The 26354-nt window shown below is 46.3% G+C and carries 25 protein-coding genes; 4 read left to right on the forward strand and 21 right to left on the reverse strand.

The window, feature by feature from the left end; all coding sequences use genetic code 11:
• Nucleotides 1-25: 25 nt before the first annotated feature.
• The 13 genes from DB398_RS01635 to DB398_RS01695 all read right to left on the reverse strand — a co-directional run bounded on the left by DB398_RS01635 (nucleotide 26) and on the right by DB398_RS01695 (nucleotide 14665).
• Nucleotides 26-1099: a M20 family metallo-hydrolase gene (locus DB398_RS01635; RefSeq protein WP_108422645.1), complete on the reverse strand. Its 1074-nt coding sequence runs from the start codon at nucleotides 1097-1099 to the stop codon at nucleotides 26-28.
• Entirely contained in the window at nucleotides 1096-1875 is a 780-nt protein-coding gene (gene argB / locus DB398_RS01640) for an acetylglutamate kinase (RefSeq protein ID WP_108422646.1), read from the reverse strand. The genes DB398_RS01635 and argB overlap by 4 nt, the downstream gene beginning before the upstream one ends.
• A 44-nt stretch (nucleotides 1876-1919) precedes the next feature.
• Nucleotides 1920-2858 (reverse strand): Rossmann-fold NAD(P)-binding domain-containing protein, encoded by a 939-nt coding sequence (locus DB398_RS01645; RefSeq protein WP_108422647.1) that lies wholly within the window; start codon nucleotides 2856-2858, stop codon nucleotides 1920-1922.
• The gene (locus DB398_RS01650; protein ID WP_108422829.1) at nucleotides 2855-4003 is read right to left on the reverse strand and encodes an aspartate aminotransferase family protein; all 1149 of its coding nucleotides are present in this window, start codon (nucleotides 4001-4003) and stop codon (nucleotides 2855-2857) included. The genes DB398_RS01645 and DB398_RS01650 overlap by 4 nt, the downstream gene beginning before the upstream one ends.
• 38 nt (nucleotides 4004-4041) lie before the next feature.
• Complete coding sequence (proC, locus tag DB398_RS01655; RefSeq protein WP_072875795.1) at nucleotides 4042-4836, reverse strand: pyrroline-5-carboxylate reductase; 795 nt, start codon at nucleotides 4834-4836, stop codon at nucleotides 4042-4044.
• Between the two features lie 89 nt (nucleotides 4837-4925).
• Nucleotides 4926-5900, reverse strand: coding sequence for an N-acetyl-gamma-glutamyl-phosphate reductase (gene argC / locus DB398_RS01660; RefSeq protein WP_108422648.1), 975 nt, complete (start codon nucleotides 5898-5900; stop codon nucleotides 4926-4928).
• Complete coding sequence (locus DB398_RS01665; protein ID WP_108422649.1) at nucleotides 5893-7083, reverse strand: argininosuccinate synthase; 1191 nt, start codon at nucleotides 7081-7083, stop codon at nucleotides 5893-5895. Before DB398_RS01665 ends, argC begins: the two co-directional genes overlap by 8 nt.
• Before the next feature lie 96 nt (nucleotides 7084-7179).
• Nucleotides 7180-7797, reverse strand: coding sequence for a GNAT family N-acetyltransferase (locus DB398_RS01670; RefSeq protein ID WP_108422650.1), 618 nt, complete (start codon nucleotides 7795-7797; stop codon nucleotides 7180-7182).
• A gap of 219 nt (nucleotides 7798-8016) precedes the next feature.
• Entirely contained in the window at nucleotides 8017-9369 is a 1353-nt protein-coding gene (locus DB398_RS01675; RefSeq protein ID WP_108422651.1) for an MptA/MptB family glycosyltransferase, read from the reverse strand.
• 4 nt (nucleotides 9370-9373) lie between these two features.
• Entirely contained in the window at nucleotides 9374-10858 is a 1485-nt protein-coding gene (locus DB398_RS01680; RefSeq protein ID WP_108422652.1) for a cellulose synthase family protein, read from the reverse strand.
• A gap of 1 nt (nucleotide 10859) precedes the next feature.
• Nucleotides 10860-11549, reverse strand: a complete 690-nt coding sequence (locus DB398_RS01685) for a glycosyltransferase family 2 protein (RefSeq protein ID WP_108422653.1) — start codon at nucleotides 11547-11549, stop codon at nucleotides 10860-10862.
• A gap of 100 nt (nucleotides 11550-11649) precedes the next feature.
• Nucleotides 11650-13260: a 4Fe-4S binding protein gene (locus DB398_RS01690; protein ID WP_108422654.1), complete on the reverse strand. Its 1611-nt coding sequence runs from the start codon at nucleotides 13258-13260 to the stop codon at nucleotides 11650-11652.
• 13 nt (nucleotides 13261-13273) lie between these two features.
• Nucleotides 13274-14665: an NAD(P)/FAD-dependent oxidoreductase gene (locus tag DB398_RS01695; RefSeq protein WP_108422655.1), complete on the reverse strand. Its 1392-nt coding sequence runs from the start codon at nucleotides 14663-14665 to the stop codon at nucleotides 13274-13276.
• Between the two features lie 256 nt (nucleotides 14666-14921).
• On the opposite strand from DB398_RS01695, the gene DB398_RS01700 reads away from it, so the two are divergent.
• From DB398_RS01700 to DB398_RS01715, 4 genes are all read left to right on the forward strand, one after another.
• Nucleotides 14922-16694, forward strand: coding sequence for an ATP-dependent nuclease (locus DB398_RS01700; protein WP_108422656.1), 1773 nt, complete (start codon nucleotides 14922-14924; stop codon nucleotides 16692-16694).
• Between the two features lie 148 nt (nucleotides 16695-16842).
• Entirely contained in the window at nucleotides 16843-17856 is a 1014-nt protein-coding gene (locus tag DB398_RS01705; protein ID WP_108422830.1) for a glycoside hydrolase family 113, read from the forward strand.
• A 98-nt stretch (nucleotides 17857-17954) separates the two neighbouring features.
• The gene (locus DB398_RS01710) at nucleotides 17955-18887 is read left to right on the forward strand and encodes an N-acetylmuramoyl-L-alanine amidase (protein WP_108422657.1); all 933 of its coding nucleotides are present in this window, start codon (nucleotides 17955-17957) and stop codon (nucleotides 18885-18887) included.
• Nucleotides 18888-19907 carry an N-acetylmuramoyl-L-alanine amidase family protein gene (locus DB398_RS01715; protein WP_108422658.1) on the forward strand — a complete coding sequence of 340 codons (1020 nt, stop codon included), beginning with the start codon at nucleotides 18888-18890 and terminating at the stop codon, nucleotides 19905-19907.
• 12 nt (nucleotides 19908-19919) lie between these two features.
• Here DB398_RS01715 and arsM read toward each other — a convergent pair whose 3' ends face one another.
• The 8 genes from arsM to DB398_RS01755 form a co-directional block, all read right to left on the reverse strand.
• Entirely contained in the window at nucleotides 19920-20885 is a 966-nt protein-coding gene (gene arsM, locus DB398_RS01720) for an arsenosugar biosynthesis arsenite methyltransferase ArsM (protein WP_108422659.1), read from the reverse strand.
• Complete coding sequence (locus DB398_RS01725) at nucleotides 20882-21697, reverse strand: purine-nucleoside phosphorylase (RefSeq protein ID WP_108422660.1); 816 nt, start codon at nucleotides 21695-21697, stop codon at nucleotides 20882-20884. The genes arsM and DB398_RS01725 overlap by 4 nt, the downstream gene beginning before the upstream one ends.
• Entirely contained in the window at nucleotides 21694-22308 is a 615-nt protein-coding gene (locus DB398_RS01730) for a TIGR04282 family arsenosugar biosynthesis glycosyltransferase (RefSeq protein WP_108422661.1), read from the reverse strand. The genes DB398_RS01725 and DB398_RS01730 overlap by 4 nt, the downstream gene beginning before the upstream one ends.
• Before the next feature lie 578 nt (nucleotides 22309-22886).
• On the reverse strand, nucleotides 22887-23114 hold the full coding sequence (locus DB398_RS01735; RefSeq protein ID WP_108422662.1) for a hypothetical protein: 228 nt from the start codon (nucleotides 23112-23114) through the stop codon (nucleotides 22887-22889).
• 202 nt (nucleotides 23115-23316) lie between these two features.
• Complete coding sequence (cls, locus tag DB398_RS01740; RefSeq protein ID WP_108422663.1) at nucleotides 23317-24738, reverse strand: cardiolipin synthase; 1422 nt, start codon at nucleotides 24736-24738, stop codon at nucleotides 23317-23319.
• A 166-nt stretch (nucleotides 24739-24904) separates the two neighbouring features.
• Nucleotides 24905-25111 (reverse strand): YtxH domain-containing protein, encoded by a 207-nt coding sequence (locus DB398_RS01745; protein ID WP_108422664.1) that lies wholly within the window; start codon nucleotides 25109-25111, stop codon nucleotides 24905-24907.
• Between the two features lie 59 nt (nucleotides 25112-25170).
• Entirely contained in the window at nucleotides 25171-25332 is a 162-nt protein-coding gene (locus tag DB398_RS01750; RefSeq protein ID WP_108422665.1) for a DUF1328 family protein, read from the reverse strand.
• Between the two features lie 182 nt (nucleotides 25333-25514).
• Nucleotides 25515-26204, reverse strand: coding sequence for an SOS response-associated peptidase family protein (locus DB398_RS01755; protein WP_108422666.1), 690 nt, complete (start codon nucleotides 26202-26204; stop codon nucleotides 25515-25517).
• Nucleotides 26205-26354 lie beyond the last annotated feature (150 nt).

The raw sequence follows: 26354 nt of genomic DNA on the forward strand, positions 1-26354 counted from the left end.
GGTGCTTGAAACTTGTATTTGTGTTTTATTTTTTCAGAAAACCTTCTAATATTTTAATATATAAAGTGATTCCTTCCTCAATCTCATCCACAAAAATGAATTCGTTGGCGGAGTGGGAACGCGTGCTGTCGCCAGGTCCTAGTTTTACCGATTGGCAAGTCAATGCCGCCTGATCGGACAAGGTAGGGGAACCATAGGTTTTTCTGCCCAAGGCCAGACCACTTTTTACCAAGTCGTGATTAGGGTCAATGCAGGACGAATTCAATCGCAATGATCGAGGTGTCATTTTGCAGGGGGCCTCCCGTTGCAGCATATCTGCAATTTCTTGGTTGGTATAACAGTCGTTCACCCGAACGTCCACTACCAAATCCACCTGTGCGGGTACCACATTGTGTTGTTTTCCGGCATTGATTTGGGTAACGGTCATCTTGACTTCACCCAAGGCTTCGGAAATCTTTTCAAATCTGTAGTCCTTGAACCATTGCAACACGGATATGGTGTTGTAAATGGAGTTGTTGTCGTTCGGATGCGCGGCATGTGAAGGGGTGCCTTCCACCACGGTATCAAAAACGACGAGGCCCTTTTCGGCAATGGCAAGGTCCATCAAAGTGGGTTCTCCCACCACGGCCACATCAATTTTTGGGAGGATGGGCAACAGACCCCTTAAACTTTTATCCCCGGCATCTTCTTCTTCCGCTGTGGCTGCCATGATGATGTTGTGGCTCAATCCTTCCTTATCATAAAAATGGACGAAAGTGGCCAGAAGAGAAACCAAACATCCGCCCGCATCGTTGCTGCCCAAACCATACAATTTCCCATCTTCAACATGCGGATGAAAAGGGTCTTTGGTGTAGGCGCTGTTCGGTTTTACGGTATCGTGGTGCGAGTTGAGCAATAGGGTGGGTTTGCTTTCATCAAAATACTTGTTGAAAGCGTAGATGTTGTGATATTGGCGTTCCGTTTGTATGTCAAAACCCTGCAAGAAGGCTTCAATGGCATCTCCTGTTTTGTCCTCTTCCCCGGAAAAGGAAGGAATGGAAATGAGTTGCTTCAGCAGCGCAATGGCCTTTTCGGTCAATGTTTCTTGGGTCAATTTCATAAGGTCAGCGTTGTGTATTCAGGATTTCCGGCTTCGAGCATGCCACTGTTGCCCACGCAGACTTTGGAAACGTTGTTCTTGAGTGCGTAGAAGCAATTGTGCATTTTGGGAAGCATTCCATCGGAGATGATGCCATAGGCCAAAAGTTCATCGTAGCCTTTGGAATCGATATGGGGAATCACCGAGTTTTCATCTTCAATATCCTGTAGCACACCTTTCTTCTCAAAACAATAGTAAAGCGTGGTGTCGAACTGATCGGACATGGCAATGGCAAGTTCTGCGGCAATGGTATCGGCATTGGTATTTAGCAACTGTCCCTGTCCATCGTGCGTAAGGGCACAAAAAATAGGGGTGAACCCTGCTTGGAGCAATTTGAAGATGCCATAGGCATTAACGGAGTCCACATCGCCCACAAGACCAAAATCCACTTTGATGACAGGCCTTTTGTGGGCCCTGATGGCATTGGCATCCGCACCACTCATCCCGATGGCATCAGTGCCCAAAGCCTGGAGCTTGGCCACTATCTTTTTGCTGACAAGCCCGCCATAGATCATGATGGCAATGTCCAAGGTATCGGCGTCCGTGATTCTTCTTCCGTTGATCATTTTAGGTTCAATACCCATTTTTTGGCTCATTTCAGTGGTTTTGTTGCCACCGCCATGGACCAAGATCTTGTTTCCGTGCATTTTGGAAAACAGGTCCAAGACATGTTCAAATCCCTTGGGGTCTTCGATGAGATTGCCTCCTATTTTAACTACGGATAACTTTTGTTTCATTTTATATGTTGATTTTTAATGTGTCTGGCCTCATCGGGACTGGGTCATAGATTTTCCAAGATTTTTTTCAAGACGATTTGTGCCGAATAGATCCGGTTTTTGGCTTGTTGGGCCACCAAGGATTGTGTTCCGTCCAACACGGCATCTTCAACCACCACATTTCTGCGGACAGGCAAACAGTGCATGAATTTGGCCGTGCCCAATTTTTGTTTGGTCATGGTCCAGTTGGGGTCCTTGCTCACGATTTTTCCATAATCTGTATAACTGCTCCAGTTCTTCACATATACAAAATCTGCATTCTCCAAGGCCTTGTCCTGATCATGTTCTATCCGGCACCCTTGGGTGATCTCTGGGTTCAGTTCATATCCTTCGGGATGCGTGATCACAAATTCCGCATCTTGGCGTTTCATCATTTCCACGAACGAATTGGCCACGGCATGGGGCAACGCCCTTGGGTGTGGTGCCCAGGACAGCACGACCTTGGGCCGGTCCTTGGTCTTGTTCTCGGCCAAGGTGATGGCATCTGCCAACGCTTGGAGCGGATGCCCCACGGAACTTTCCATGTTCACCACGGGGATGGAAGCATATTTGGCAAATCCATTGATCACTTCCTCCGCTTCGTCCTTTATCTTGTCCTCCAAACCGGCAAAAGCCCTGATGGCCACAATGTCACAATATTGGGAGACCACTTGTGCGGCTTCCTTGATGTGTTCCGAGGTACCTTTGTCCATAATGGTCCCATCTCCGTACTCCAGGGCCCAACCTTCGCTGCCAAAATTCATCACCATGACCTCCATGCCGAGGTTCATGGCCGCTTTTTGGGTACTCAAACGGGTTCTAAGGCTGTTGTTGAAAAACAGCAGGCACAAGGTTTTACGTTTGCCCAAACCTTCAAACTGATAAGGGTCTTTTTTGAGGTTGATCGCTTCATCCACCCAATCGGGGAGGGAGTCAATATCGTTTATGGACAGGTAATGTTTCATTTCAATGCTTTTTGGAGGGCTTCAAAAAATAGGTCTATGTGTTCCTTGGTGATGTTGAGTGCGGGCAAAAACCGTAGCAGTTTTTTGTTGTTGGCACTCCCGGTGAACATATAATGATCATAGATCAGTTTTTTGCGCAGGTCGGCCACTTCAAAATCAAACTCCAGTCCGATCATGAGTCCCCGGCCTTTCACCTTGATGATTTCGGGAACGGCCGCCGCCTTTGTTCTAAAATAGATGCCAAGTTCTGCGGCATTGTCCACGAGATTTTCATCTTCCAAAACCTCCAAAACGGCCAAACTCGCGGCACAGGCCAAATGGTTTCCACCAAAGGTGGTGCCCAAAAGACCGTAGGAAGCTTCAAAAGATTCATGGATCAAAATACCGCCCACTGGAAAACCATTCCCCATTCCTTTCGCGATGGAAATGATATCGGGTTGGACACTTCGACTCCGCTCAGTGTCCGAATGGTGCTGGAACGCAAAGAATTTTCCGCTTCGCCCATAACCGGACTGTACCTCGTCCGCGATAAGGACCACGCCATTCTCCTTGCATTTTTCGGCGATGAATTGGTAGAACTTGGTGGTGGGTTCGTCAAGACCGCCCACGCCTTGGATCGCTTCCAAGATCACGGCACAGTATCCTTCCGATGCGATGGCTTTTTCAAACGCATCAAAATCGTTCAAGGGCAGAAAGGTCACTTCCTGTTGCAGGTTGATGGGGGCATTGATCTTCGGGTTGTCCGTGGTGGCAACGGCAGCGGACGTCCTGCCATGGAAACTGTTCCTGAAGGCAATGACCTTTGCCTTTCCGGTGTGGAACGAAGCCATTTTCAGTGCATTTTCATTGGCCTCCGCCCCGGAATTGCACATGAATAGGGTATAATTTTCGCAATCTGATGCTTTTCCCAGTTTTTCGGCCAATGCTTCTTGAACCGGATTTTGCACGGAATTGCTGTAAAAAGCGATTTTTTCCAATTGATCCTCGATGCGCTTTACGTAATGGGGATGGGTATGCCCAATGGAAATCACGGCATGACCACCATAGAAATCCAGGTATTTTTGTCCTTTGTCGTCCCAGACTTCAATGCCCTTTGCCGATACCGGGGTCACGTCATATAGGGGGTAAACGTCGAATAGTTTCATGGTCTTTTTGTTTGTCGTCTCGATCATGGTCGAATGTTTTATCCTTTTTTGATCTGGCTGATTTTTTCGTAGGAGGCCACAATGCCCCTGATGAGGGAAGAGCTGAGCCCTTGATGCTCCATTTCGTTCAGTCCTTCTATGGTGCAGCCCCTTGGCGTGGTCACCCTATCGATTTCCTCTTCGGGATGGCTACCGGATTCGATCAACAGGCTTGCAGCTCCGTTACAGGTGTGCATGGCGAGCTCCTGGGCTTCCTTGGCATCGAATCCCAACTGGATGGCCCCTTGGGTCGTGGCACGGATCAAGCGCATCCAAAAGGCGATACCGCTTGCACAGATCACCGTGGCGGCCTGCATTTGCTCTTCGGGAATTTCCATGGTGTGTCCCATCCGGTTAAAAATGGCCTTGGCCAGATCTACCCGTTTTTTGCCCAGTTCGTTGCTGCAGATACAGGTCATGGATTTGCCCACGGAAATGGCCGTGTTGGGCATACTGCGGATGATGAACTTATCGGCACCGATGATACTTTCGATCCTGGCGATGCCAAAACCCGTGATGGTGCTGATGATCACATGTTTTTCGGTAAGGAGCTCCTTGCTCTGTTCCAAAATGGAGGCAAAGTGGCCCGGCTGTACGGCAAAGATGAGGATGTCGGAATTTTTTACGGCCTCTAGGTTGTCCGAGGTGACCGTGACGTTTCCATATTTCTCAAAATCCTTGATGCCCTTGGTATTCCTTTTGGTCAGGTACATGGTGGTGGCCCCGTTGGTGTGCAAAATCCCTTTGGCAATGGCCAGTCCCAAATTTCCTGCTCCTATGATCGCTATTTTCATGGTTTTCTTATTATTGATTCCTGTACACGCAAAAATCTATCTTACATTAAAGTAGTGACCCTTCGACTGCGCTCAGGGTGACACAATTTTTAAAATACCCCCGCTTTTAACAATAGACCTTCGGTCTCGGGAAAACCGAACATCAGGTTCATGTTCTGTACCGCTTGTCCAGAGGCACCTTTCAACAAATTGTCAATGGCAGAGGTCACCAACAAAAGGTCCTCATGCTTGTGCAAATGGATGTGGCACTTGTTGGTGTTCACCACTTGTTTCAAATGGATTTCCGCTTCGGACATATGGGTGAAGACGGCATCGGCATAAAAATCCGAATACAATTTTTTGGCTTCGTCCAAGGAACCTTCAAAATGGGTATAGGACGTGGCCAGAATACCTCTGGTGAAATTTCCCCGGTTTGGCAAAAACAGCAGCTTGCCCACATTGTTGCCGAAGGACTTGAGACTTTCCCCAATTTCCCCCAAATGTTGGTGGGTAAAGGGTTTGTACCACGAAACGTTGTTGTTCCTCCAGCTAAAATGGGAGGTGTCGGACAGGCCTACGCCGGCTCCTGTACTTCCCGTCACGGCATTCACATGCACTTCATTTGCCAACAGATTGGCCTTTGCCAAGGGCAACAGACCCAGTTGTATCGCGGTGGCAAAACATCCGGGATTGGCAATGGCCTCGGCAGATGCAATGGCAGACCTGTTCAATTCGGGAAGTCCATAAATGAAACGTTTGCCGTTGAAGGTGGAATCGGCCTGCAGTCTGAAATCGTTGCTGAGGTCGATGATCTTGGTACTTGCCGAGAATGCATGTTCGCTCAAAAATGAGGTAGAATTGCCATGGCCCAAACACAAAAAGACCACATCAACAGCCGGATTGATCTCTCCGGAAAATGTAAGATCGGTCAGTCCCAAAAGATCTTGGTGTGCCGAAGCAATAGGTTTTCCGGCCCTCGTGGTACTATACACAAAATCGATTTTGGCGTTAGGATGGTTGAGCAATATTCGGATCAGTTCCCCGCCCGTATATCCAGAACCTCCTATGATTCCCGCTTTAATCATGGTCTTGATTTACATGGTTCGCAATTTTGCCCGAATTGGACAAGATCTTGATGAACCCTTTGGCATCATCTGCGGTCCATCCTTTGTTCATTTCCCCATAACTTCCAAAGGAAGCGTTCATGAGGTCGTGCTTGGATGAGATTCCGTTCAGTTCAAATCGGTAGGGGTGTAGCGTCAGGTACACATCCCCGGAAACGTGCTTTTGGGTATCAGTCAGAAATGCCTCGATGTTCCGCATCACTTCGTCCAGATAGTTGCCTTCATGGAGCAACATGCCATAGAAATTGCCCATTTGCTCTTTTTGGTATTGCTGCCATTTGCTCAAGGTATGTTTTTCCAACAAATGGTGCGCTTTGATGATAATCAATGGGGCAGCGGCCTCAAAACCGACCCTTCCCTTGATCCCGATGATGGTGTCGCCCACGTGGATGTCCCTTCCGATGGCGTATTTGGAAGCGATTTCTGCAAGTTTTTCAATGTTGGCCACTGGAGTGCCCTTTTCCCCATCAACGGCCACCAATTCTCCTTTGCTGAAGGTCAGCTTCAGTTCTTTTGGAAGCTCTTTCTCCAATTGGCTCGGAAATGCATTTTCCGGTAGGGACAGATGGGAGGTCAAGGTTTCGGAACCACCCACTGAGGTACCCCAAAGTCCCCTGTTGATGGAATATTTGGCCTTTTCCCAAGAATAATCGATCCCGTTTTTCTGCAGGTACTCGATTTCCACTTCCCTGGCCAGTTTTTTGTCACGTATGGGGGTGATGATCTCGATGTCCGGTGCCAAGATCTGGAAGATCATATCGAACCGTACTTGGTCGTTTCCGGCACCTGTGCTGCCGTGGGCAATATATTTGGCACCCACTTTTTTGGCATGGTTCACGATCTCGATGGCCTGAACGATCCGTTCGGCACTCACGGAAAGGGGGTAGGTATTGTTTCTCAACACGTTTCCGAAGATGAGGTATTTTACCACCTTGTCATAGAAGGTGTTGATGGCGTTGATGGAAGTATAGGTGGAGGCGCCCAATGCCAGGGCCTTTTTTTCGATTTCTTCGATTTCAGCTTTGCTGAACCCACCGGTGTTCACACTCACGGCATGGACTTCAAAGCCTTCATCCTGGGATAGGTATTTTGCACAATAGGAAGTGTCCAATCCGCCGCTATAGGCCAATACTAATTTTTTCATTCGAATTTATTTTGTCTTTGTTCCCAAAGAATGGAAAACGATGTTTATGTATCATGGGTGTTTTTTTACACCCCTAAAGTCCCCTCAAGGGGACACTTACTTTTGTTTCTTTTTAAGAAAAAGGGTTTCCTTGATCTGCTTCAGTCTTTGGAATGCCTTGCTGTTCAATTTTTTGGGTTCTTCTACTTTTTTGGCGTTGGGGTCGTACAGCATTCCGGTGCAGAGGCACATTTTCTGTTCTGTTCGGGTCAGGATGTCAAAGTTTTTGCAGGTCTGACAGCCCTTCCAGAATTCGGGATCGTCCGTAAGCTCGGAAAAGGTAACAGGTTTGTACCCCAGCTCGTAGTTCATTTTCATCACGGCCAAACCAGTGGTGATCCCAAAGATCTTGGCATCGGGGAATTTTTTCCGGGACAGGTCAAAAACGGCTTTTTTGATCTGTTTGGCCAATCCTTGGTTCCTGTAATCGGGGTGTACGATCAATCCGGAGTTGGCGACAAAATCCTTGTTGCCCCAGACCTCGATATAGCAGAACCCGGCAAATTTATCACCATCCAAAGCAATGATGGCATTCCCGTTCTGTAACCGTTTCATGATGTATTCAGGAGTGCGTTTGGCAATACCGGTCCCTCTGATCTTGGCCGATTCCGCGATGGTGTCACAGATGATCTGTGCGTATTTAAAATGTGATTCGTTGGCAATTACAATTTCCATTGCAAGCGTATAGACTGATAAAAATTATTAAAAAAAGTTGTTGGTTTTTGCGGAAATGGACTCACCTATTTCCATAGATAATTTTGCACCCTTACGGGCGGCGACGAGGAGAAAATGGACTGATGGGCGTTGGAACGCTCAGTGTAAATGATATGTATTCTTGTCCTTTCATTATGGTATAAAAGTACAAATTAATCCGAATAGACCCGTGATTGAGGGTCATTTTTTGAAGAAATATAACTTTTTTGGCCCTTTGGCCATCATTTCATAAAGAAAGAAGCCAATCACCAAAATGTATTCAACGGCCAGTAGCCAAAGATTTTCCGTATAGTCCGGGTCGGTATAGGCATAATAACTCAGGATGACGGCAAACGACCAGACCAATACAAACCGATATTCCGTGAAAATGGCGATTCCCAACAGGAACACCACATACCAAGGATGGACCGTGCTGGATAGAAAATAGTAGCACGCCAGGGCCAAGACCATTGAGCTGATCACTGTTTGTAATTTCTGGTTTTTCCGAAGAAGGGCAATCAACAATACGACCACAAGCATGGCCTTGATGATCATGGAGCCATAAGCCTCTATGAGTTCCCAAGGCTTGGCCTCGTAGTGTTCCACGGCAATTTTTTTGACCACATTGTACACACTTGCATTGAACTCAAAATTGGAAAACCAGAGCCCAACAGTCTCCGAATAATGGTCAATAAAAAAAGAGGAATAAAAAGGGTACAGCATGAGGGCGCTGGAAATACCTACCACACCATAGAAAATCACACTTTTTTTGATTCCCAGGTATTTGAGGAACATGGGCAGGAGCAAAAGGGGCACCAGTTTCACCATGATGGAAACTGCATAGACAGGTGCGGCCCACAGCCATTGTTTTTTCGAGATGAGGTAGAGGGACCACACAAAAAAGAACAACATGATGCCCTCAAAATGCAGGTTTCCTGTGAGTTCTATGATCACCAAGGGGTTCAAAAGGTACCAAAACGCCATGTGGTCGGCATGGTTGAGGTTTTTCAACAGTTTTCTGCCAAAGTACAGGATGCCAAGGTCTGCAAGGATAATGGTCAATCGCATTACGATGATGGAACCGAGGATGCTCCCGCCTCCCAAAAGGGCCGCCAGCGCAAAGAACAATTGGTTCACTGGGGGGTAATTGCTATAATGCTTTGCATTGAGTTCACTCATGCCGGCATAGAGCTCGTCCGCATTGGCTATGGGCACATTGCCCTGCTCCATAAGTTGGTCCGGGGTGTGCAGATAAGGGTTGATGCCATTTTTTATGAGTTCCCCATCCCATATGAAACGGAAAAAGTCTTGGGAGAGATTGGGTTCGGCCACGAGGAACACCAACCGGAACAAAATTCCGGTGACCAATAGGAAATTGAAGTTCCATTTTTCAAACTGCATGATCTTGTGGCAAAGAAAGAACAGTGCCGCAAAGAGCATGAAAAGTTTCAGGAAATCGGTACGGACAAGGTCATAGGCAAAACTGGCGTAGAACAACACGGAGCCGATAACAAAAAGTATCGGGTATTTATGCAGTCGCCAGTAAGAGAGCATGTTTTTAAGCCTTGGATGTCAAGGATTTAAAGAACACAAATCCGAAGCCTAGGAACAACATCAAGTGGAAAGGGAACAATCCGTAGTCGTTCAAGGGAACCGCGCTGTACATTCCGAATAGGAAATAGACCATCAGGGCAAATTCCAAGATCATGTTGGGAGACAGCTTTTTGGTCAAGTATTTATTGCCCTTCCAAGTGTCTGTAATGCTGTTGATGTTGAACTTTGGGGTACGTACAAACTCGCTTCGCTTCCCAAGGTGTCCTTCCAAAACGGCCACGGTGTTGTGCAAAGAGAAGCCCAATGCCACGGAGAAGAAGGTAAAGAAGAGTTTGATGTAATCCACAAAATTGTCAAAACTACTGCCCTGGATACTCTTGTAGGTGAACCAATAGCAGATGAACAGGATAATGGTGCTGACGATGAAGAAGCTGGTCACTTCGAACACCCAGCCCAAATGCCCGTAGGTATTTTTGATGTAGAGCATGGGAATGCTCAAGAGAGCCACGATGAACACACAAAGGAACATGGAGCTGTTCAAGAGGTGCATAACACCATGGAACTTGGTCTTGAACGGAATGTTCTTCGCCTTGATGACGCTCCAAACCGTTTTTCTGAAGTTTTCGGCCCCTCCTTTGTTCCAACGGAATTGTTGGGAACGGGCGGCACTGATCACAACAGGAAGCTCGGCGGGCGTCTCCACATCTTCCAAATATTTGAATTTCCAGTTTTTCAACTGAGCACGGTAGCTCAAATCCAAATCTTCGGTAAGGGTGTCACCTTCCCAGTTGCCTGCATCGAGGATGCATTGTTTTCTCCAGATACCAGCGGTACCGTTGAAGTTGATAAAGTGTCCTTTGGAGTTTCTCCCCACCTGTTCCAAAGTAAAGTGGGCGTCCAATGCAAAGGCTTGGATACGGGTCAAGGTGGAGTAGTCGCGGTTGATGTGTCCCCAGCGGGTCTGCACCACACCAATCTCACTATCCTTAAAATAAGGTACTGTCTTTTTCAACCAATCACTTTCGGGAAGGAAGTCGGCGTCGAATATGGCGATGAACTCCCCTTTGGCAATCGCCAATCCTTCTTTAAGGGCCCCGGCCTTGTAGCCTTTTCTGTTCTCCCTGCGGATGTGTTGTATGTCGAGTCCTGTTTTTTGGAGCTCTTCTACCCTTTGTGCAGTCTCGATGACGGAGTCGTCGGTGGAGTCGTCCAGAACTTGAATCTCCAATTTGCTTTTGGGGTATTCTATTTTTGCAATGTTGTCCAACAAGCGCTCCATGACATACTCTTCGTTGTAGATGGGCAATTGGATGGTGACAAAGGGAATTTCCTTTGGATCTAACAAGTTGAATTTAGGGGCTTCCTCATTTCGTCTTTTATAACCCAGATAGTTGACCAAAAGGTTCAACTGGGCAAGACTGTAGAAGAAAATAAGAATCAAGGCTGTACTGTAAATAGCAACAATGATAAGAGCGATAGTGAGTCCCATATTATTTTAAACTGTATTTAAAGATCCAACCCAATATTTTTATGCCTGCAAATATAGTACCTTTTACCGTACCAGATACTTTTGAGACGCCAATTCTTCGTTTATAACGCACTGGTACTTCGGTATATGTCATTTTTTTTCTTAAAATTTTTAACTGCATTTCCACGGTCCATCCATAAGTAGTGTCCTGCATTTCCAATTCTTTGAGCTTTTCATATTTAATTGCCCTAAATGGCCCTAAATCCGTAAATCTTGACCTAAAGAACAATTTCATCAAAAAAGTGGCCAATTGGTTCCCGAAAACCTGTTGCGGGGTCATCGAACCGGGTTCACGAAGGGCTTTTGTTCGTGCACCGACCACAAAATCCACCTCATTTTCCAAGATCGGGGCGACCACCTTATCCAACTCCTCGGGATAATCGGAATAATCTCCGTCGATAAATACGATGATGTCGGGTGTTTTGGATTGTTCGGAAATATAATTCAATCCTTTGAGGCAGGCAGACCCATATCCCTTGCGGTTTTCGGTGATCACAGTGGCCCCAGCTTTCTGTGCATTTGCAACGGTGTCGTCCTTGGAACCATTGTCCACCACTACGATTTCGGATACGTGTTTGGGCAGTTCGGAAACCACCTTTCCGATAGAATCTCCTTCGTTGATCGCAGGAATAATGACCTTGATGTCCGCCACTGAAGAGCTAGTTTTTGCTTGAAATGGCCAAAACTAAACTTTTCCATGGATTTTTAGGGTTCATCCACATAAAATGAAGGTAAAGGAAATGTTTTGTCCGTTATTTTTGATTGATCAAGGCCATGAGGTCCACATCGTTCCCCAAAAGCACCTGGTTGCTGTCTATCCGACCCTTTAGCGGACCGTTCTCCAATTTGAGTACGCCCCGCGGACATACGGCAGAGCAGATACCGCAACCCACACAACTGGCACGGACAATGTTCTCGCCTTTTTGGGCATAGGCGCGCACATCGATACCCATTTCGCAATAGGTGGAACAGTTACCGCAGGAAATGCACTGACCGCCATTGGTGGTGATCCTAAAGCGGGAGAACAACCGTTGCTGGAAGCCCAAAATGGCCGCCATGGGGCAACCGAACCGGCACCACACCCTGCTCCCGAAAATGGGATAGAACCCCGTACCGATGACACCCGAGAAAATACTGCCGATCAAAAAGGAATAGGATTTCCGAAGGGTCTCGGATTTGAAAAGGAACACCTGCTCCTCTCCACTGAAAAAATGGAACCCGATCAAGGCCAAAATGATGACGAAATACCCGATAGCACCGTACTGGGCATCTTTCTGGAGCTGATCTCTTTTAAAAATCATTGCCCAGCCAAAAACCAGGGTGAGCAACACGGCCACACCTATCAAAAAAGTGCTCTTGGTGAGCCAATATTTGCTGGTGTCCGTCCCCAAATAGGAGTAAATCACCGCCGTGGTCATCAAGGTGACAAAAACGACGACGCTGTGCACCACCCAACGTTCCACTTTCCAGGCAAAAGTGGATTTATCACTGAGTTGCCTAAAGGAATCCCCGGCAGTTTCCGCAAGTGCGCCGCAGCCACAGACCCAGGAACAGTACCATCGTTTTCCATATTTGTAGGTCAGTATCGGGGTGATCACAAAAATGGACAGGATGGCGAAGATCAGCAACGCAAAACCGATATCCCCAGAACTGAGAAACCCTTTAATGCGGTACCCTTCAAAATTATAATAGTTGAGGGGCCATACATTTTTGAGGTCGTAGTAGGGCAGGCTTCCCCCATCCAAAATTTTATGGCCGTTCAAACGTGCCATCAATTCCGGGATGATGAAAGCAAAGGCGGTCTGGAAAAACATCACGCTCAAGGTGCGCAATCGTTGGTAACGGCTATGACGGTATTTCCAAAGGAACTTTACCCCAAAGATCAAAATGGCGACAGTGTACAAGGTGCCATACACAAACCATTGACTGGCGGGATTACCGTTCAGCAATTGGCTCAAAGGATCAAAAAGCGCGATGACGCCCCGGTTTTCCCCACCGCTCACCAATCCAAGATATTCGGGATAAAAATAGAGCACGATGTAAAAACCGGTGAGTGCCAACCCAACGACCCAGGCCCAAAAACCCCTGTTGGAAATGGACTTGAACCACACGCCGTCATTTTTGATGCCCGGCAATTTTTGGGCATAGGCATCCCAAGAAAACCAAAGGGTCCCAATGCTGATGGCAGAGAGCGAAACGATCAACCAAAAGGTTTGGTTGGGAAAATTGACATTGAACATGGCCAACATCAGGATTCCAAGTCCTGCCATTCCCAAAAGGGTTGCCATTTTTTGGCCGGTACTCAGGCTTTTTGGAGGTTCTCCGGTCAGGGCCATGCTCGGGTTGTGTGTGTTACTGTTCATGGGTTATTTTTTCCTATTGAAATATTCGTATAAGACTTTTCTTTTTCAGGGTGATGGATTTTCCCAGATCTGTATTGTATTTGGCAATAATCTCGGGTTCAAATCCTTTGTAGAATTCTGGATCAAAATTGGCATCTGCCAAATGGGCCATCACAAAATCGATATCCCTTTTTTCGTTCAACCAATGGTCGATGACCTGATGCCGCATCCGGATACCAAAGGTATTGATGCCCAAAAAGGTTTCGGCATCCTTGTCGAAAGCTACGGTGATGCAGATTTTTTGCTGGGGATGTCGCCAATGAAAATGGATTTCCGAGTCCTTTTTCCTCCGTTCGGGGAACACCCAACCATAGGTTTGGTACTCAATGTCCAGAAATTTGGCCGAATTGAACCAATGGCCCGGACGGTACTCCATTCGGTTGCCGCAAAGGGTCTGTGCCAGTACCTCGCCCATCATCCTGCCCGTGTACCAAACGGCTTCGACGGGTTTCCGGTGGCCAATGGCCTCCTGCTGTTCCGCGCAATCGCCAATGGCATAGACATCGGCTATGCTGGTCTCCAAAAAACGGTTCACCTTCACGCCACGACCCAGTTCAATCCCGGAACCTTTCAGAAAATCGATATTTGGCGTCACGCCTGCCGTCAATCCTACCACATTGCAAGGGATTCCCTCCCCGGTTTCAGCAATGATCACCGATTTGACTTTCCCGTTCCCATCGGAAACAATTTCCTTCAAAGAAGCATTCAACCGAAGGTCGATGTGGTGCTCCCGAATGTGCTCATTGATCATTTGGGAATCGCCCTTGGGCAAAATACCGTTCCAAAAACTACTTTCCCGCACCAAAAAAGTGACGGGGATGTCACGTGTCCGAAGCATTTCTGCCAACTCGATGCCGATGAGCCCACCACCCACGATCACCGCCCTTTTACAACGGTCGTTGTTGGGCGCATTTTGCTCCAAAAGGTCAAGGTCCTGCTTGGAATACAATCCTTGGACACCCTCCAGGTCCTGGCCGGGCCATCCAAACTTGTTGGGCTTGGAGCCCGTGGCAATGACCAGCTTGTCGTATGAGATCCATTCCCCATCCACTGTCGGGACATGGATGTTTTTGTTGTAAAATTTAGTGGGGCGACCCTTCACATGGATCTTCTTGTTTTGGGTATCAATGGTTTCGGCATATGCACGGACAAGGTTGATCTTGTTTTTTCTCCAAAATGCGTTTTCGTAGGGTTGGGTATGCTCAAACTTCATGTGGCCCATGTACACGTACATCAGGGCGGTTCTGGAGAAAAAATAATCCGTTTCGGCGGAAACGATGGTGATTTTTTTGTTGGACAGCTTTCGGATGTGCCGGGCCGCGGTCACTCCCGCGATTCCATTTCCGATGATGACAATGTGCTCCATGAAAGAAGGATTATGGGTCTTGTGTCGTACCTAAAGATAGGAACTTAACCCTGTCCCCCAATTTAGAAAGGATTTAATTTGTGTTTGAGGTGTTCTTTAGGGATTTAGCAGGTTGAAGAAATGTCAGTTCGAGTGATTTTCTTTAGAAAAATTATTTCGAAAACCAGATTTTTGTCCATAGATTTCTGATTATCATTAACTTCAATTTCATTACTTAGAAAAATGAATAATATTTTTAACGCATGTAGTATAAAAAATGGAACAACATATAACTTCAATCAAGTTTTCGAATTATAAAAGTTTCAAGAAGTTTTCTGTTGCGCTTAATGAATTCAATATACTGGTTGGACCAAATAATGCTGGGAAATCTACGGTAATAGGTTCCTTGAAAATATTAGCAGAAGGTTTACGCAAGGCACGAGCTAGAAAACCAGACCGAATAGACGACCCTAATGGAAATCAAATTTTAGGCTATGAGATTGACTTAAGTCAAGTCCCTGTTGCAACTGAAAATGTTTTTCATGATTATGATGACTCCGTCCCGGCGGTCATTAGATTTCGCTTATCAGATGGCTCTCATTTACAAATATTTTTCCCGGAACGGAATATTTGTTATTTCAATTATGAGGCAACTAATCATATTGTAAAATCTCCTAAAGAATTTAAAGACCTTGTTAAATTGGAAATAGGATACGTCCCAATTTTAGGACCAGTAGAACATACAGAGAAACTTTACCAGAAAGAAGCAGCAAGACTAGCTTTATTGACCCATACAGCTTCTAGAAACTTCAGAAACATATGGTTTCACTATCCAGAAGATTTTAAAGAGTTTAAGGAGCTTGTACAAACAACATGGCCAGGTTTAGATATCTCACCACCTGAAATAAATACCTCTGGCAACGACAATACTCTTGATATGTTCTGTCCAGAGGAAAGAATTCCTAGAGAAATATACTGGGCTGGATTTGGATTTCAAGTTTGGTGTCAAATGCTAACTTATATTATAAAGAACAAAAAATCATCTTTATTTTTAATCGATGAACCTGACATTTACTTACACTCTGACTTACAACGCCAGTTGCTAGGCATATTAAAGAACTTAGGTCCTGATATCATAATTGCAACACACTCCACTGAGCTCATTAGTGAGGCCGACTTAAATGATATTTTACTGATAAATAAAACCAACCAATCTGGGAAAAGAATTAAAGACCCAAGTCAGTTGCGAGATATTTTTCAAGTTTTAGGTTCGAACCTGAATCCTGTACTTACTCAAATCGCGAAATCTAAAAGGGTTCTATTTGTTGAAGGAAAGGACTTTTTAGTTTTTTCAAGAATAAGTCGTCTTTTGGGTTATGATCAAGTTGCAAATAGAAGTGATTTTGCTGTTGTTCCTGTGGAGGGGTTTAATCCAACCAGGTTGAATGCTTTCAAGGATGGTATAGAAAAAACAATAGGTTCAAAGATAAAATCTGCTATTATATTTGATAAAGATTATAGAACAAACGAAGAGATAAATTCTGAAATTAGGGCGCTCAAAAATGGTAATATTTTTGTTCATATACATACAAGAAAAGAGATTGAGAATTTCCTTTTAATTCCTAAAGCAATTGAAAAAGCTATTAAACAACGCATCAAGGAAGTCAATAAAAGAACTGGAAAAACATTAGAGTTTGATGGTGATATAAATGAGATTTTAGCCAGTTTAACAAATGAATTCAAAATAGGAACCCAAGCTCAGCTTCAGTCTCATCAATTTAAATTTAAGAAAAGTCTAAATCCAAAACTGGATGAATCGACCATCATAGAATCGATATTAGGCGAATTTGAAATTATGTGGACGTCTCTTGAAACACGACTTGAAGTTATTCCAGGAAAAGAATTTTTATCAGCCATTAATCGTAAACTACAACAAGATTATAGAATATCACTAAGTCAAGCGAATATTATTAATGCACTTGATATAGCTCTTATCCCTGAAGAATTAAAAGAACTAATTGCAAGAATAGATAGATTTAGAGAAGAATAAAAACAAGCCATAACAAAACTGACTAATAATGGCATCGTTTAATTGTGATAATACTCACAGTTCAAAACAATGCCTCCAACACTCAAATTAATCCGTTATCAATTCTTTCCCCTAAAAGCACTATTTTAGAGGTACTTGAATGCCCAACATGAAAAAACTGGTTTTGATATGCGGTCTGGTCCTGCTCTCCTGTACGGGTCATAAACCCGAAAAGATCAACGGAGTGAGCTTTGTGGCGTCCCGGGAAGAGGTCGTCCAGTCCCATGTGGACCCCGTGCTGGACATCCATGCCAACCATGCGGCCATCATGCCCTTCGGCTTTATGCAAGATCCCCACACACCCAACCTTCTTTTTGACACGGACCGGCAATGGTTCGGGGAAACCCGAAAAGGGGCCAAGCAGTACATCGAAATGCTTCATAAAAATGGGGTAAAGGTGATGCTGAAACCCCAGATCTGGATCAGTAGGGGCGAGTTTACAGGGAACATGGCCATGCAGTCCGAAGCCGATTGGAAAGCATTGGAGGACTCCTATGCCCAGTTTATTTTGCACTACGCAGGATTGGCGGAGGAGACCCATGCCGATATCTATTGCATCGGGACCGAACTCGCCACATTTGTGAAAAACCGACCCGCATTCTGGACTGACCTCGTGGGCAAGGTCAGGGAGGTGTATAAGGGAAAATTGACCTATGCGGCCAATTGGGACGAGTATACCAACACCCCTTTTTGGGGCGAGCTGGACTATATTGGGGTGAACGCTTACTTTCCCCTCTGCGAAAAACAAAACCCGACCACCGAAACCCTACGGGCAGGTTGGCAGCCTTGGAAAGCAAAGATGATGGAACTTGCCGAACAAATGGACAAGCCCATACTGTTCACCGAGTTTGGGTACAGGAGTATGGATTATACGGGCAAGAAACCCTGGTTGGTGGACAGGAACGAGGAAAAGGTGAACCTACAGGCCCAGGCCGACGCCACGCAGGTGCTTTTTGATGAATTTTGGGATGAGGACTGGTTTGCCGGAGGCTTTGTCTGGAAGTGGTTCATTCACCACGACAGGGCCGGAGGACTCGCCGACAACAGGTTTACCCCGCAGAACAAGCCTGCCGAATCCGTCATCAGGCAGCGTTATGCCCCCATTAAAAAGTCAAGTCTTTAAGGCTGAGCGAAAAATGTGGGATTTTTCCCGTGATGGAAGGCCGTTGTTGGCAATTTTTTCCCATCTTTGCAGTGCACCCTCCCAACTAAAATACGATAATGAAATCAGTATCATTCCTTTTGTTATGGGTATGTTCCTGTGCCATGTTGTTTGCCCAAGAGGTATCCTATTATGTGGTAAAGGCGGAACAGGGTGACGGGATTTTTTCCCTTTTGCGAAAACAGGGGCTGGACCCGGCCAAGCACTACGAAGCGTTTGTCAAGCTCAATTCCGAAAACATCAAGGACGGCAGTTTCCTGAAAGTGGGGACGGACTACAAAATCCCACAGGCAGCGGATGCCCTCAAAAAAACAGGGGTGGTGGTCCGCACCGGCGAAGGTGCCGAAGCACCCATCTTTGATGGAGAACTGGCCCAAATGTCCCTCAAGAGCGATAAGTTGAAAGATGCGGTATACTACATCATCACCGAAGATCCGCAGAATGCCGAAAACGATTATGTGAAGGGAGTGGCGGAGAGCCTTGCCGCCGATCTCATGGTCCATGGGGCCAAAGTGTATATCATGGGGGATGGCGTTTCCGAACCTTCAAGTGGGGAAGTTGCGACGGCAAACCAGAAAATGGGGAGCTACATTGAGGTCATCAACAAACGCTACATACAGAATACAGGAAAGTACCAACGGGTGTTGGTGATACGTGCCGATGGCGTTTCCGGCAAAGAGGATATGGACGTTGCCGTTTACCATTACAACAAGAGCGAACAAGGCCAGCGATTGGCGGAGAACATCCAGAACATGTTCAAGCGGCACAGTGTTTCCAATAGGTCGTACAAGGATATCAATATGATCTTTGAGGACAAGAACAGCCTGTACCTGGCCCGGAACATTCTTCCCGCCATAAGTTTGCTCACCTTGGAGAACGCTTCCAAAACATCGAACCAAAAAATAGCAGTGCGTCCGGACAAGAAGCAGTTTGCCAGCTTGATCAGTGACGGCATCATGAACGATTATGTTGATTTGCAGATTGAGAATTAAATGAAGTTATTAAGAATATCCGTTTTATTTGTTTTTATTCATTTTCAAGGAGTTGGACTGGCCCAAGAGGGTAATCTGAAGGCACTGGCCAAGGAAGGGGAAGGCATTTATTCGCTCCTTAGAAGACATGGCATCAGCCCGACAAAGTTCTACAACAAGTTCGTGGCCCTGAACGCTGAACAATTGGGGGAGGACGAGTCCTTGCTGATGGGACGTTCCTATGTTCTGCCGGACACGCTGGATACCAAAAAAGTGGAGGAAATGGGCAAGAGTGTCGAGTATCCCATTTTTGGTGAGCAATTTGCCAAGGTGGATATAGCGAGCAAGCGTTTGGACGATACGGTCTATTACCTGATCTCAGGGCATGGGGGCCCCGATCCCGGGGCAGTGGAAAAATACAATGACAAGCTCATCGCGGAAGATGAATATGCCTATGATGTCACGCTCAGGTTGGCCCGTGAATTGATCTCGCATGGGGCGGAAGTGCACATCATTGTGCAGGATGAAAATGACGGCATCAGGGACCAGAGAGTCCTTGAACTGGACACGGACGAGACCGTGCTTTCCCAACCCCTTCCGTTGGGGCAGTTGGCCCGCCTGAAACAGCGTACCGAAGCCGTGAACGACCTATACCGAAAAAATGTGGGCAAGCACCAACGGTTGCTGGTGATCCATGTGGACAGTAGGGGCGAAGGCACCAATATCGATGTGTTCTTCTATCACCATGAAAAAAGCAAGAACGGCAAGAAATTGGCCGAGAGCATCCATCAGACCTTTTTGAGGAAATACAATAAATTCCAGCCCAACCGATTGTACAACGGTACGTTTATGGAGCGCAGCAATCTGTACGTTGTCAAAAATACGCTTCCGGCCATGGCCTATATTGAAATTGGCAACATTAGGAGCAAAAAGGACCAACGCCGTATTTTAGATCCCGATAACAGACAGGCACTGGCCAAATGGATATCCGAAGGCATCCTATTGGACTATGAATCCTCCAAAACATTTACCGCAAAATAACCCCAACTGATTTTAGCAACAACCCCCACCACTATAGTGCCAGGTGCTTTCGCTCACATGGATTTCTTTTGATGCCCTTGCAAGCGCCGAAGCTGTTTTGTCGCAAACCGCCAACGGTTGGTTCTGGAGCAGCACATGCCCTTTGTTGTCATCAAAATACTCCTCGTTACCATAATAGATTGCCGTTTTCCCGGTAAACATGCAAGGGCCGTCCTCTGGCATCGGGTCTTTGATGGCGGCAATCTCGATGGATTCGATATGGATGAGCTCGTCCGTTGGATAGTGATTGGGAGATAATACCCTGTATGACCTTCGCCCCCTGATTTCTATGGTGCCAAATCCGGCATCCGTCAACACTTTTACGTAGTCTTTCAGCGGAATGCTGCCGCTGAGGCACTGCGCCCTCAATCGGTCATCGTTGCGCAGCTCATCGTTCATGGGCTGTTCGCAGATGGGGTCGCTCATGACCAATCGGCCGTGGGGTTTCAAAACGCGGTACATTTCGGCAACGGCCTTTTGCAGGTCTTCCATTTTGAAAATGTTGAACAGACAGTTCTGCGCGGCCACGTCCATGCTCTCATCGGGGATGGGCAGGTTCAGGGCATCTCCCTTGACGAGGTTCACATATTCGCTTTTGAACCAATCGTTCTCCTGCTCTGCAATTTTGAAGTTCTTTCGGGAGGCCTCCAGCATTTCATCCACGGAATCCACTCCGGTGACCCCTCCCTTTTGTCTGGAAAAATAGGAGAACTGAAGCAGTTCCATACCTCCGCCCACACCCACATAAAGGATCTTGGGCTCGTTCACCAAATCCTGTGCGGAAACGGTGCTCCCGCACCCATAGTTCATTTCCTGCATGATCTTGGGGATGGACAGTCCGGGAAACTGCCAAATGGGCGTGGTGGTGCAGCAAAGTCCCACATTGGGGGAAATGGCCGCTTCTTTGTAAAGGTCTTGTGTGGCGTCTAGGTAACTCATAGTTGCTTTATCAGTTCGGTGAACAATTGGATCATTTTGGGCTCTGTTTTTCCGGCAATGGCGATGATTTCCTCCACATTGACAGGTTGGAGGTTGTCCGGATCGCATTCGTCGGTCAAAACGGATACCGCTACGATGGGTAGTCGTAAATGATTGGCAACAATTACTTCGGGAACGGTGCTCATTCCCACAGCGTCCGCACCGACCATTTTCAGCATACGATATTCGGCCTTGGTTTCCAGTTGGGGACCCACCACGGAAGCATACACCCCTTTTTTGATGGAAATACCCTCTTTTTGGGCAATGGCCTCTATTTTTTTGCGCATGTCCAGGTCATACGGTTCGCTCATGTCCACAAAGCGGTCCCCGAATGCGGAGACATTTTTGAAGGCCAACGGCGACCCTCCCTGTAGGTTGATGTGGTCCTCGATGAGCATGATGTCGCCTTTCTTGAAGTCTAGGTTGATGGCACCAGCCGCATTGGACACGAACAGTTTTTGGATGCCCAGTTGGTGCATCACCCGAATGGGATAGGTGATGTCCACAAAATCATAGCCTTCATACAGATGGAAACGGCCTTGCATCACCACCACTTTTTTTCCGGCAAGGGTGCCATAGATCAGCTTTCCGGAATGGAATTCCACCGTGGCCAATGGAAAATGGGGGATATGGTTGTAGTGGGCCTCAATACGGTTTTCAATGCCATCGACCAGTTGCCCCAATCCGGTTCCGAGCACGATGCCAATTTCTGGGGAATCAAATCCCTTCCTCTTCAAATAATCAACAGATTCGTTCAGGTGTTCTTGCGTCATTGTTTTATATGTTTGATGAAAGGCGCAAAGGCCTTGATATCTTTGATGTCTTCATAATAATCCACGTCGTTTTTCTCGTCCAATAGGGCCACGCTTTCGGCTTTGAGGTCCTGTAAGGTGTCGGCCAGAACAGAGTCCGTCCCCCATTCCTTGTGCAGGAAGAGGGCTTTGTTCAAGGATTTCATGCCCAAGAGGTAGTATCCGCCGTCTTCTGCGGGGCCTACCACATAATCATGGGCCTCCAATGTTGAGAAAGCCTCCTCAAGATCGGCTTGGGCAAGGGTGTACATATCACTGCCTATGACAATGATCTTTTCAAACCCTGCATGGAACCCATCCTTGAAGGCATTTTGCATGCGCTCCCCCAGATCTTTGCCTATTTGGAGCTTTTTTTGATAATGGGCATTGTCCCAAATATCATCTTCCCATATCTCTTCCGAGTAATAAACCCATTTTTCCACTTTGAGGTGTTTGGTGAACGAAACGGTATGCTGCAGGAGAAACTGATAGATTTCCAACGCTGCCCTGTCGCCCACCGTGGCGGCCAAACGGGTCTTGCACTTGCCGAGTTCAGGGTTTCGGGTGAGTATCAAAAGAAGGCTGTCGCTCAACTGATCTTGTTTTCTGGGAGGTCGTTAATGCCCTCTAAAGATAGTCAGATTTAGGATAGTGACCCTTACACCGGGCCATATTTATTTAGGCGGAAATAGATCGGGAAGTGGGGTTGGAGAAGGGCAAAAAGGGATGCCTTTGCGGGCACCCCTTTGCGAGAGACATTGGTAATTATGGGAATTTCCTGATTGATGATGGGTGTCTAGTATAGCTCAAAAAATGTAATGGTACAGGTTGGTGATGAGGGAAAGTATGGAAATGGCAATCACGGAATACCAAAAGAAATACCCCAACTTTACTTCTACAGTGTTCATTTTTAAATAGGTGTTTTAGTTGATTGTGCCCTCGAAATTAGTCAAAACATTGGGCCTACAATCCACATTTTTATTCGTTGCAGGAAATTGGATGTAACTGGTCAAAAATGCTTTGTAAATGGAAAATGGGGGGACAAGGCTGCTTTCAGGGGGTTGAAAACATTGTTATTTGCTGTAAATCAGAATTTTACAAAAAGAAAAGGAAGGAGATAAGTGGCAACATGCCTTATTCCTTCCTGTTATATGGTTTTGTGCAGTGGGTTTTAGACCAATGGGGTGCCATTGAGGCGCTTTTCAATCTTGCGCTTCTTTGCGGTAAGACTCTTCATGATGTCCATCAATTTGGAATCCTTCGTCTTTTTATAGATCTCGTTGATGGAGAGGATCAACCGTTTTGCTTCCCTAGAAGCCTCTACCCTGTCGCTGGTGGACATGTGGCTCATGGGTCTGCTTTCAAACTCTTCTGCCTTTGCTAGTAACTCGTGGGTCATTTTTGTTTTAAAGTTATGCTGTGTGCCTTAAATATAAGCCTTAGTTTCATACTTTATGGCTATGGAACTATTTGATTTTCATATTTATGAAAACATTAAGAAGTCTTTCTTTTTTGGAAAAATCGGGGACCTTTCGTTGGTCTTAGCGTGGGCAATGAAATGCCGCTTTAGAGCGCTAAAATTTTAACTTTTCATTAAAGGATCAGAGCAAAGGTTTGAAAAATTTAAAGAGGCCTTCGAGGAATTTTAGCCAAGTGGATCTGTTCCTGAACCGCTCCAGGGTGATGGGCTCGGCCTTTCCGCAAATGGCCATGAACTCCTCGGTCATTTCGGTATTGATCTTTTCATCATAAATAAGGACGTTTGCTTCATAATTGAGCTCAAAACTGCGGACATCGAAGTTTCCTGAACCTATGGAGACCAGGTCGTCGTCCACGATTAGGATCTTGCTGTGCGAAAAGTCGTCCCGCATATAGATCTTCACGCCCACTTCGAGCAGTTCCTCAAACTGGGAGAACATGGCAAACTTTGCGGCGATGGAGTCCGATCTTTTGGGAATCAAAAGGGAGGTTTCAACACCTTCGAGGGCCAGGATCTTCAGGGTCTCCAAAAAAGCCTCCCCGGGCAGAAAATAGGGATTGGCGATACAGATGGATTTTTTGGCCTGGTTCATCATCCCTATATATTGGTACATGATGGTGGGGTGTTCGGAATCTGGTCCCCCGGCCACGACTTGTGCGGCCACATCACCGGTAAGGGGCTGTTCGGTGAGGTGCTCCTCTACCTTGAAACCCTCTTGTTTGCTGGCAAAGAAATAATCCTTCAGGAACACGAGGTGGATATCGTTCACAATGGGGCCTTCCAGTTTCAAATGGGTATCTTTCCATTTGCCCAGTTCGCCACCATGTTTGATGTATTTGTCGGATACGTTGACCCCGCCCGTGAATGCAATCTTGTTGTCGATCACCAATATTTTTCTGTGGTTCCTAAAGTTGAGGGAGAACAACAGGTTGGAAAGCCGGATGGGCATTATGGGATGGATCTTGACCCCGATGTCCCTGAATTTTTTCTTGGGCCTGCCCCTGAGCCGGTAACTGCCAAAGGAGTCATAGATGATCCTGACCACCACGCCCTCTGCTATCTTCCTTTGGAAGAGTTCCAGCATCTTGTTCAGCAGGTCGCCCCGTTCCAGGATATAATACTGCACATGGATGGACTCTTTGGCCTCTTCCATGGCCTTGAAGAGCGCGTTGAAGGTTTGCCCGCCATCCTGTAGCACCGTGATGGAGTTGCCAGTGGCCGGGCGGGTTTCGGAGCAGGTGCCTACAAGGCGGCTGAGCCTTTCTTTTCGGGTGTCCGAGCCAAAGTCGGGGGCGGTGCCCTCCATTTTGGTGTCGCCCTCGTAGTGGTATCGCTTTCGCCGTTTAAATTCCTTGTTGTTGAAAAACTTGAACTTTCGGCGGTTCATGCCAAAAAGATAGTAGAACAACGCGCCCAAAAACGGAAGGGCAAGGATGGTGATCACCCAACTTATGGAACGCGAAGGGCGCCTACCATGATAGATGATGGCACCGATGGCCCAAAGGGACACTAGGATATAGGCAATAAGGAGAACACTTTTCATAGGGTGGGAGGCATCGAGACTACAATCTACTTCAAAAATTACGAAAAACAACCATTTTAGGGTGATGGGGCAATTCAGATAGGGTCTGGTCCTAGGATTGTCACATTAAAAAACTCTGGCCATATGACCAGAGTTTTAAAAAAAGGAGTTTTCCAATGCTTATCCATTAAGGATTGTCGTCCGTGGCATCCTCAATTTCGTCGCCGACCTCGTCAGCGGCATCTTCTACTTCGTCACCGACATCCTCGGCGGCATCTTTTACATCTTCTACGGCTTCTTCAGCTTTATCTTCTTTGGTTTCCCTGCAGCTGTTCATGCTCACGGTAAATGCCATTGCAATGAACAATAGGAAAAGGCTTATCGACTTTCTCATGATATTTGATTTTTAGGATTTATGATTCTATTTATGGTTGTATACTAATATGCTCTGTCCTAGATTTTTCTTCTTCCCGAGATCAGGGAAATAATGAACAGTACGATGAAAATGAAGAAAAGTATTTTGGCAATACTGGCCGCACCTGCGGCAATTCCTCCAAATCCAAAAATGGCGGCCACAATGGCCAATATTATAAAGGTGACGGTCCAACGTAACATATCTATAGTTTTTAAATTAATGTCCACTTATCTCTTAAGCGGTACATTACAAAGTTGCGAATGTTGGAGCGGGAAGCTTGTCTTTAATGGGTTATCTTTTGACTCAAAAGCTAAAAAAATACATCATATCGCATTTTTTTCTGATAAAAATCCAACGAAACGGCGTTTTGTTGAGAATAACTTCAATTTTTTATGTTAATGGTCCTGAGGTCGGAAGTAAAGGAAAGGTTTTTGGCAAAGACGCCATTGCTGATCAGTTCGGCTTTGAGGTTCACCTTGGGCGGTCGTTCAATATATTCCTTTATCCTATCCAAGGAAGTGTCCTGGGAAAGCCAGAATCCCATATCTTCTTTGCAGATCACCACGGGGACCATGTTGCTGAGGTCGTGGTAGGATGATATGGAGGAGTCGGCACTGCTCGTGATCAGTGCGCCGCAATAAAACCCATCTTCCAAGACATTGTACACACCGGCCAGCAGGAACGGTTTTTGCGAAGGCTTGTAGAGGTGGTAGGTGGATGTGCCCCCGTTGTGGAGCAAGTGGGTGTAAAAACCCGAAACGACGATGAGGCATCTGCGCTGCTCCAGGGATTCCTTCATCCATTGGATGTTTTCCAGCTCGCGCAGGCCTACGTTCAGGGTGTTCGCATTGTTCTGGAAAATATGCCAATCTTCCTTGAAGTGTTGGGGCATGAGCCCCCAAATGGCATAGTTGATCTCATACGGTGACTCCATGGTCACCACGCTCAGGTTAGTTTCGTTAAAGCCGTTGATGATGAGGCTTGGGGCGTATATGTGCGGATATTTGAAAGGTATTCCAAACTCTGCCTCTATCACTTTTTTCTCAACGGCATTGGAAAGTTTGTAGATCATAATCTTCAATTCTTCATGTTCAACATCAACACAAAAGAACCCATTTTTTATCGGAGAACTTAACTCATAACATATTAATCGTAATGGATATGGAATGTGAAAGTTTTGTGAAAGGACATCTTTTTGTCCACCCTTTACCGTAAATAATTA

Origin of the sequence: Flagellimonas amoyensis (genome assembly GCF_003058265.1) — a bacterium.
GTDB classification, from domain to species: Bacteria; Bacteroidota; Bacteroidia; order Flavobacteriales; family Flavobacteriaceae; genus Flagellimonas; species Flagellimonas amoyensis.

What these genes read in the sequence shown, in the direction of transcription:
- DB398_RS01635 (WP_108422645.1), bottom strand. Translation starts at nt 1,099, where the DNA reads ATGAAATTGACCCAAGAAACATTGACCGAAAAGGCCATTGCGCTGCTG.
- argB (WP_108422646.1), bottom strand. Translation starts at nt 1,875, where the DNA reads ATGAAACAAAAGTTATCCGTAGTTAAAATAGGAGGCAATCTCATCGAA.
- DB398_RS01645 (WP_108422647.1), bottom strand. Translation starts at nt 2,858, where the DNA reads ATGAAACATTACCTGTCCATAAACGATATTGACTCCCTCCCCGATTGG.
- DB398_RS01650 (WP_108422829.1), bottom strand. Translation starts at nt 4,003, where the DNA reads ATGAAACTATTCGACGTTTACCCCCTATATGACGTGACCCCGGTATCG.
- proC (WP_072875795.1), bottom strand. Translation starts at nt 4,836, where the DNA reads ATGAAAATAGCGATCATAGGAGCAGGAAATTTGGGACTGGCCATTGCC.
- argC (WP_108422648.1), bottom strand. Translation starts at nt 5,900, where the DNA reads ATGATTAAAGCGGGAATCATAGGAGGTTCTGGATATACGGGCGGGGAA.
- DB398_RS01665 (WP_108422649.1), bottom strand. Translation starts at nt 7,083, where the DNA reads ATGAAAAAATTAGTATTGGCCTATAGCGGCGGATTGGACACTTCCTAT.
- DB398_RS01670 (WP_108422650.1), bottom strand. Translation starts at nt 7,797, where the DNA reads ATGGAAATTGTAATTGCCAACGAATCACATTTTAAATACGCACAGATC.
- DB398_RS01675 (WP_108422651.1), bottom strand. Translation starts at nt 9,369, where the DNA reads ATGCTCTCTTACTGGCGACTGCATAAATACCCGATACTTTTTGTTATC.
- DB398_RS01680 (WP_108422652.1), bottom strand. Translation starts at nt 10,858, where the DNA reads ATGGGACTCACTATCGCTCTTATCATTGTTGCTATTTACAGTACAGCC.
- DB398_RS01690 (WP_108422654.1), bottom strand. Translation starts at nt 13,260, where the DNA reads ATGAACAGTAACACACACAACCCGAGCATGGCCCTGACCGGAGAACCT.
- DB398_RS01695 (WP_108422655.1), bottom strand. Translation starts at nt 14,665, where the DNA reads ATGGAGCACATTGTCATCATCGGAAATGGAATCGCGGGAGTGACCGCG.
- DB398_RS01700 (WP_108422656.1), top strand. Translation starts at nt 14,922, where the DNA reads ATGGAACAACATATAACTTCAATCAAGTTTTCGAATTATAAAAGTTTC.
- DB398_RS01705 (WP_108422830.1), top strand. Translation starts at nt 16,843, where the DNA reads ATGAAAAAACTGGTTTTGATATGCGGTCTGGTCCTGCTCTCCTGTACG.
- DB398_RS01710 (WP_108422657.1), top strand. Translation starts at nt 17,955, where the DNA reads ATGAAATCAGTATCATTCCTTTTGTTATGGGTATGTTCCTGTGCCATG.
- DB398_RS01715 (WP_108422658.1), top strand. Translation starts at nt 18,888, where the DNA reads ATGAAGTTATTAAGAATATCCGTTTTATTTGTTTTTATTCATTTTCAA.
- arsM (WP_108422659.1), bottom strand. Translation starts at nt 20,885, where the DNA reads ATGAGTTACCTAGACGCCACACAAGACCTTTACAAAGAAGCGGCCATT.
- DB398_RS01725 (WP_108422660.1), bottom strand. Translation starts at nt 21,697, where the DNA reads ATGACGCAAGAACACCTGAACGAATCTGTTGATTATTTGAAGAGGAAG.
- DB398_RS01735 (WP_108422662.1), bottom strand. Translation starts at nt 23,114, where the DNA reads ATGACCCACGAGTTACTAGCAAAGGCAGAAGAGTTTGAAAGCAGACCC.
- cls (WP_108422663.1), bottom strand. Translation starts at nt 24,738, where the DNA reads ATGAAAAGTGTTCTCCTTATTGCCTATATCCTAGTGTCCCTTTGGGCC.
- DB398_RS01745 (WP_108422664.1), bottom strand. Translation starts at nt 25,111, where the DNA reads ATGAGAAAGTCGATAAGCCTTTTCCTATTGTTCATTGCAATGGCATTT.
- DB398_RS01750 (WP_108422665.1), bottom strand. Translation starts at nt 25,332, where the DNA reads ATGTTACGTTGGACCGTCACCTTTATAATATTGGCCATTGTGGCCGCC.
- DB398_RS01755 (WP_108422666.1), bottom strand. Translation starts at nt 26,204, where the DNA reads ATGATCTACAAACTTTCCAATGCCGTTGAGAAAAAAGTGATAGAGGCA.